The sequence below is a fragment of the Janibacter sp. CFPM2_SD2 genome, assembly GCF_057364645.1.
Genome location: NZ_JBNFOF010000014.1, coordinates 22,223 through 28,943, shown reverse-complemented (window position 1 = coordinate 28,943; position 6,721 = coordinate 22,223). Strand labels below are relative to the sequence as shown.

Annotated in this window: 6 protein-coding genes and 2 tRNA genes; 3 read left to right on the top strand and 5 right to left on the bottom strand. The window is 71.6% G+C overall.

Translation table 11 applies throughout. The features are described from left to right. Positions 1-121: 121 nt before the first annotated feature. From efeO to AC2W7J_RS02670, 3 genes are all read right to left on the bottom strand, one after another. Positions 122-1,279: an iron uptake system protein EfeO gene (gene efeO / locus AC2W7J_RS02680; RefSeq protein ID WP_485981372.1), complete on the bottom strand. Its 1,158-nt coding sequence runs from the start codon at positions 1,277-1,279 to the stop codon at positions 122-124. Next, entirely contained in the window at positions 1,276-2,154 is an 879-nt protein-coding gene (efeU, locus tag AC2W7J_RS02675) for an iron uptake transporter permease EfeU (RefSeq protein ID WP_485981370.1), read from the bottom strand. Before efeU ends, efeO begins: the two co-directional genes overlap by 4 nt. Positions 2,155-2,232: 78 nt before the next feature. Continuing rightward, positions 2,233-2,306 (bottom strand) — tRNA-Gly (locus AC2W7J_RS02670). A 91-nt stretch (positions 2,307-2,397) separates the two neighbouring features. On the opposite strand from AC2W7J_RS02670, the gene AC2W7J_RS02665 reads away from it, so the two are divergent. Continuing rightward, a tRNA-Pro gene (locus AC2W7J_RS02665) sits at positions 2,398-2,474 on the top strand. Between the two features lie 9 nt (positions 2,475-2,483). On the opposite strand, the gene AC2W7J_RS02660 is transcribed toward AC2W7J_RS02665, so the two are convergent. Together AC2W7J_RS02660 and AC2W7J_RS02655 are read right to left on the bottom strand one after the other, a co-directional pair. After that, complete coding sequence (locus tag AC2W7J_RS02660; protein ID WP_485981368.1) at positions 2,484-3,302, bottom strand: dienelactone hydrolase family protein; 819 nt, start codon at positions 3,300-3,302, stop codon at positions 2,484-2,486. A gap of 43 nt (positions 3,303-3,345) precedes the next feature. Continuing rightward, positions 3,346-3,873 carry a hypothetical protein gene (locus AC2W7J_RS02655; protein ID WP_255183868.1) on the bottom strand — a complete coding sequence of 176 codons (528 nt, stop codon included), beginning with the start codon at positions 3,871-3,873 and terminating at the stop codon, positions 3,346-3,348. Positions 3,874-4,039: 166 nt separating this feature from the next. On the opposite strand from AC2W7J_RS02655, the gene tig reads away from it, so the two are divergent. Both tig and AC2W7J_RS02645 read left to right on the top strand, forming a co-directional pair. Further along, a complete protein-coding gene (tig, locus tag AC2W7J_RS02650) occupies positions 4,040-5,398 on the top strand; it encodes a trigger factor (RefSeq protein WP_485981366.1) in 1,359 nt (452 codons plus the stop codon). Between the two features lie 78 nt (positions 5,399-5,476). Continuing rightward, positions 5,477-6,661, top strand: coding sequence for an MFS transporter (locus tag AC2W7J_RS02645; protein WP_485981364.1), 1,185 nt, complete (start codon positions 5,477-5,479; stop codon positions 6,659-6,661). Positions 6,662-6,721: the final 60 nt, after the last annotated feature.

The window sequence follows — 6,721 nt, the reverse complement described above, 5'->3', positions numbered from 1 at the left end:
CCGCGCCCCGTGCCGAGCGTCGCCCGACGCGAGGGGGTGTGCCCCGCACGCTCCTGCGGCTCCTCGGGCGACTCCTGCGGCGGGTCCTCGTGCGGCTGCTCGCGCGGCTCCTCGCTCATCGTCAGACGACCGCCGCGGTGAGCTTGGACAGCGGCTCGGACAGCGCGTTGACCGCGTCGGACAGCTCCTTGACCTCGTCCTTGCTCAGGTCGGTGTAGGAGACGAAGCCGTCGCCCTTCTTGTGCTCGTCGAGCAGGTCCTGCAGCTCCGCGAAGCGGGAGTCGAGCTGCTTGGCCAGGGCGGAGTTGCCGTTGTCCATGAGGATCGGCCGGACGCCGTCGTAGCCGACCTTGGCGCCGTCGACATTGGCCTGGAAGTCCCACAGGTCGGTGTGCGACCAGGCCTCCTCCTCGCCGGTGACCTTGCCGGTCGCGACCTCCTCGAGCAGCCCTCGCGAGCCGTTGGCGATCTGGTCGACGGTGAAGCTCATCTTCTGGATGCGGCTGTCGAGGGTCTTCGTGTTCTTCAGCAGGTCGTCGCCGAAGGTCGTGCGCTCGGCGTCGGTGAGCGGCGTGTAGTCCTTGGCCTCCTGCGGCCACAGGTCCTTCTCGATCCGGTGCCAGCCGGTCCACTTCTGGCCGGGTTCGAGGTCGGCCTCGCGGGCATCCATCTTGGGGTCGAGGTCGCCGAAGGACTCGGCGACGGTCTCGATGCGCTCCCAGTGGACCCGGGCCTGCGCGTAGAGCTCGCGCGCCTCGTCGTCCTTGCCGGCCTCGTAGAGGTCGACGAACGTCGTCGTCTTGGTGAGCAGCTGGTCGGACTGGTCCTTGACGTAGGCCGCGTAGTTCTTCTCCGCCTGGGCGACGGTGGCCTGGTCACCGGCGGCGACGGTGGAGCCCTTCGACGTCGCGACGGTGAAATCGGCGCGGATGCCCTCGCCGACCATGCCGGGCTTGCAGGCCGTCGTGTAGCTGCCGGCCGGGACGTTGACGACGAGGTCGCGGGCGAGGTCGGGCCCGATGTTCTCCACCTCGCCGACGATCCGCAGCCCGTCCTCGCCGAGCAGGTAGAACTCCGTGACCTTGGTCCCGGCGTTCTTGACCTTGAAGGTCAGGGCGCCCTCGGGCACCTCGGCGGTCGAGACCTCGCAGCCGTCGTCGGTGGACGTGACGGCGATGGTGCGATCGTCCCCCTTCGCGTCGCCGGAGGGGGAGTTGGAGGTGCAGGCGGCCAGGGCCGGCACGAGCAGGGCGACGGCGGTGAGGTGGCGGAGGGTCATCGGGCGTCCTTGGTGGGAGTGGTGGTGGCGAGCGAAGGGGAGGCCGGTGCGGCCGGGCGGATGCGTCGGCGGGCGCCGACGAGGAAGAGCGTGAGCACGGGGACGACGTAGGCGACCCAGGCGATGGCCTGCAGCACGGTCGTCTGCGGGGTGAAGTTGAAGATCCCCTTGAGTAGGGCGGCGTACCAGGTGTTGGGGTCGACGATGTGCGAGACGTCGAAGGCGAGGTCGTGCAGCCCGGGCAGGAAGCGCGCCTCCTGCAGGTCGTGGATGCCGTAGGCGAGGACGCCGGCGGCCACGACGACGAGGAAGGCGCCGGTCCAGGTGAAGAAGGTCGACAGGTTGATCGAGATGGCGCCGCGGTAGATCAGCCAGCCGAGGACGACGGCCGTGGCCAGGCCGAGCACGGCCCCGAGGAGCGGGGTCCACGTCGAGCCGCCGTCGCTGCTCGTGGCGCGGGAGGTCGCCCACAGGAAGAGCGCGGTCTCGAGGCCCTCGCGACCCACCGCGAGGACGGCGACGAGGACGAGGCCCCAGGCGCCTGCCCTCGGACGCGGCGTCGATCCGGCCGCGCAGCTCGCCGCGAGCCCCCGGGCGGTGCGGGCCATCCAGAAGACCATCCAGGTGACGAAGCCGACCGCGACGATCGAGAGCCCGCCTCCGATGAGCTCCTGGGCCTCGAAGGTCAGGCCGCGCGGGCCGAAGGTCAGCAGGGCGCCGAAGCCGAGGCTGACGAGCACGGCCGCGGCGACGCCGAGCCAGATGCGGGAGAGGAGGTGGCGTCGGTCGCTCTTGACGAGGTAGGCCACGAGGATGCTGACGACGAGGGCCGCTTCAAGGCCCTCGCGCAGTCCGATGAGGTAGTTGGCGAGCACGAAGCAGGAATGTACTCCTGCTTAGGTGAGCCTCACCTAAGGCCGGCGAATGTCTCACGAGATGATCGCCACGGCGTGTGGAGCGGGCGACGGGAATCGAACCCGCGTAGCCAGTTTGGAAGACTGGGGCTCTACCATTGAGCTACGCCCGCGCGCTCCCCTCGAGCACGCCTGGGGCGCAGCCGTTGGAAGAGCAGGCGTTAGCCTAGTGCCCGCTCGTGGCCCGGTCACAATCGGGGCGCGCGGGGTATGGCGCAGGTTGGTAGCGCGTCCGCTTTGGGAGCGGAAGGCCGTCGGTTCGAATCCGGCTACCCCGACCATCTGAGGTCTCAGGACGACCGCTCCAGCAGCCGCTCGCGGAAGAGGTCGAGGACCTGGTCGAGGGCTGCGCGGGTCGGCTCGCCCTCGCGGTCGACGAGGTGCGTGGTCAGGACCGAGTGCGGCGCGCCGAAGCCGTCGGGGTTGGCCGCGTCGTCCGGCAGCTCGACCGCCACGAAGGCGTCGCCCAGCCGTCGCCGCAGCGTCGCGAAGCGCGACCCCGGTGAGACGCGATCTCCCTCGAAGCGCACCCCGAGCACCTGCAGCCCTGCGGCACAGCGCTGCTCGACGATCGCGAGGTCCTCCTCGCTGATGTCCGTGGTCTCGCTGCGTCGGCGGCCGACGGGCAGGGGGAGCGAGGGCTGGGAGAGCACCGGGGCGAGGACGCTCTCGTCCGTCGCCATGGCCAGGGCGAAGCCGCCGGTCAGGCACATGCCGACGGCGCCGACCCCGGGGCCACCGCACCGGGCGTGCTCGGCGCGAGCGAGGGCCCGCAGCCACGGGATCACCGGCGAGGTGCGCCCGAGCGCGAGGAGGGAGAACTCCCGGCTGACGCACACCTGCGCCGCCGTGTGGACACCACCGGCCGCGATGCGAAGGGAGGACCCGGCCAGCGCGTCGCGCCCGGCGACGCCGAAGAGGTCGGGCAGGACGACGGTGCAGCCGAGGTCGCGCACCCTCCGGGCGAAGGCCGCGACCTGCGGCGTGATACCGGGGAACTCGGCGATGACGACGACGGCCGGGCCGGTGCCCGAGCGCAGCACCGCGTGGTCGGTGCCCTCGTGGTCGAAGCCCTCGCGGGTGAAGTCGATCAGGGGGTCGTCGGCCACGTCATGCCTCGCTCGGGCTCGCGCGCTGCCGCAGGTCGGCCGGTCAGTACTGCTGGACGCCGGGGGTGGCGGCGCCGCCGCCCACGACCTCGGAGAGGCGAGAGCGGCCCCCTTCGCGGTCGAGGCTGCGCTCGAGGCGGGCCGCGACCCGGCGGGTGGGCCACACGTGCCAGGCCATGGACAGCAGCGCCCAGAACCCGCCGACGAGGTAGGCCCACGCCGACCCGGTCGTGAAGGCCCAGGCGAGCGACAGGAGCGCGGGCGCCTCGATGATGGCGAAGCGGGTGATGGTCGTCTGCTGGAGGGCGTCGAGCCCGATCCGCAGGGCGGTGTCCTCGTCGGCGTCGCGGGGGACCGCCGGGGTCCGGTAGCCGACGACCTCGACGATGACGAAGGCCGCGACGTTGATCGCGAAGAGCGCCGCGGCCGTGACCGGCGACGGGTACTCCTCGAGCCCGAGGACGACGACCGCGACGACGGCGAAGATCACCAGGGCCCCGATGAGCGATCCGGCGATGATGCGCAGGCTCTGCAGGCGGGTGCGGACGAAGGACTCGCGGTCGGCGCTCATGGGGCCAAGGTAGCGGCGCATTCGGCCTGCGGGCGGGCAGCGGATAGAGTGACTGCTTGTGTCCCGGACACCCGGGACGGTGCGTGCGCGCCGGAGGGCCGTCCAGCGGACCCGACAGCCTGCGCCGCAACCCCCTTCGTCGTCCAGATCGTGTGGAGTGCCTGCAGTGAAGAGTGCCGTCGAGAACCTCAGCCCGACCCGGGTCAAGCTGACCGTCGAGGTCCCGAGCGAGGAGCTCCAGCCGCACGTCGACGCGGCCCTGAAGTCCATCGGGTCCCAGATCAACGTGCCCGGCTTCCGCCAGGGCAAGGTGCCCACCCGCATCATCGAGCAGCGGGTCGGCAAGGGCGCGGTCATCCAGGAGGCCGTCAACGAGGCCCTTCCCGAGTTCTTCGGCCAGGCCGTCGACGAGACCGGTGTCGAGCCGATCGGCCAGCCCGAGGTCGACATCACCGAGGTCCCGATGACCGACGGCGAGCAGCTGAAGTTCACCGTCGAGGTCGACGTGCGCCCCGAGGTCACCCTCCCCGACTACGACGGCATCGAGATCCAGGTCGACAACCTCGAGGTCACCGACGAGGACGTCGAGGCCAAGCTCACCGAGCTGCGCGAGCGCTTCGGCACCCTGGTCGGCGTCGAGCGCGCCGCCCAGACCGGCGACTTCGTCTCCATCGACCTCAAGGCGACGATGGACGGCGAGGACGTCGACGCCGTCGAGGGCGTCTCCTACGAGATCGGCTCCGGCAACATGCTCGAGGGCCTCGACGAGGCGCTCGTCGGCATGTCGAAGGGCGAGACCAAGGACTTCTCCGCCCCGCTCGCCGGTGGCGACAAGGCCGGCCAGTCCGCCGACTGCACCGTCACGGTCCAGTCGGTCAAGGAGCGCGAGCTGCCCGAGGTCGACGACGACTTCGCCCAGATGGCGAGCGAGTTCGACACCGCCGAGGAGCTGCGCGCCGACCTCGCGAAGCAGGCCGAGCAGTCGAAGAAGTTCGAGCAGGGCATCCAGGCCCGCGACAAGGTCCTCGACCACCTGCTGTCCAACACCGAGATCCCGCTGCCCGAGGGCATCATCGAGGCCGAGGTCAACCAGCACCTCGAGCAGGAGGGTCGTCTCGAGGACGACGAGCACCGCGCCGAGGTCGACGAGTCGACCCGCTCGACGCTCAAGACCCAGTTCCTGCTCGACGCCCTCGCCAAGACCGAGGAGATCGAGGTCGGCCAGCCCGAGCTCGTCGAGTACCTCATCATGCAGTCGCAGCAGTACGGCATGGACCCCAACCAGTTCGCCCAGCTGCTCGACCAGCAGGGCCAGGTCCAGTCGATGGTGGCCGAGGTCGCCCGCCGCAAGGCGCTGGCCGCGGCTCTCGACAAGGCCAAGATCGTCGACGCCGACGGCAATGCCATCGACCTCGACGACATCGTCCCCGAGGGCGAGCGCACCGGTGACGTCGAGGAGCTCGACGACGAGGCCACCGAGGTTCCGGCCGAGGAGACCGCCGAGACGGCCGACGAGCAGGCCTGACCCAGCACCACCCCGACGAAGGGGGGTCACCGCCACGTGCGGTGACCCCCCTTCGTCCGTGCCAGAAGGGAGCCCGCCATGGCGACCACCACCGCACGCAGTGCCGTGCTCGCGACCTTCGCGGTCTCCGGGCTGGCCTTCTCGACGTGGGCGGCGCGGATCCCGGCCATCCGCGCCCAGCTCGACCTCACGCCCGGTGAGCTCGGCCGCACGCTGCTCTTCGGCGCCCTCGGCTCGGTCGTCTCCCTGCCCCTCGCCGGGCGGGTCATCACGGCCGTGGGTGCCGCCCGCGCGGTGATGATCGGCGTGGTCGTCGTCGTGCTCGGCCTCCTCGGGCTGGGACTGGCCGTCGACGTGCTCGCGAGCGCGCCCGCGACGGCTGCGGCGATCTTCGTCATCGCCGTCGGCATCTCGCTGTGGGACGTGTCGATGAACCACGAGGGGGCGGCCGTCGAGCAGCAGCTCGGCCGCACCGTCATGCCGGTCTTCCACGCCTTCTTCTCCGGCGGCACGGTGGTCGGCGCGCTCGCCGCGGCGGGGATCGTCCGCGCCGGTGTCCCGGTCCTCGCCCACCTGGCCGTCGTCGCCGCTCTCGTCCTCGTCGTCGGGCTGTGGATCCCGCGCGGCTTCCTGCCCCGCCGGCTCGAGGCGGGGGAGGAAGGTGACGCCGCGGGGCGACCCGGCAGCGCCTGGCGCGAACCGCGGACCCTGGCCATCGGCGTCGTCGTGCTCGTCGCCGCCCTCACCGAGGGCACGGCCAACGACTGGATCGCCCTGGCCGTCACCGAGGGCCACGACCAGCCGGAGGAGATCGGGGTGCTCGCCTTCGCGACCTTCCTCGCGGCGATGACCGCCGGCCGGCTCCTCGGGGTGCGCCTGCTCGACCGCCACGGCCGGGTGGTCGTGCTGCGGGTCCTCTTCGCGCTGGCGGCGGTCGGCTCGCTGCTCGTCGTGCTCGGCACGACGGCGCTGGCCTTCGTCGGCGTCGTGCTGTGGGGTGTCGGCGCGAGCCTGGGCTTCCCCACGGGCATGAGTGCGGCCGCCGACGACCCGCGCCGGCGCGCCGGTCGTCGGTGGTCTCGACGATCGGCTACCTCGCCTTCATCGTCGGACCGCCCCTGCTCGGCATGCTCGGCGACCACGTCGGCGTCCTGCGCTCGCTGCTGCTCGTCGGCCTCCTCGCGGTGCCGGCGGTGCTCGCCGTCCCCGCCGTCTGCGAGCGCGGCGCGGCGCGCGGCTGAGCCGCCCCGACCACCGACCTGAACCCGCATTACCCTAGGGTGATGCGGAGATTGAACGCGTGTTCAACCGCCACCCACGAGG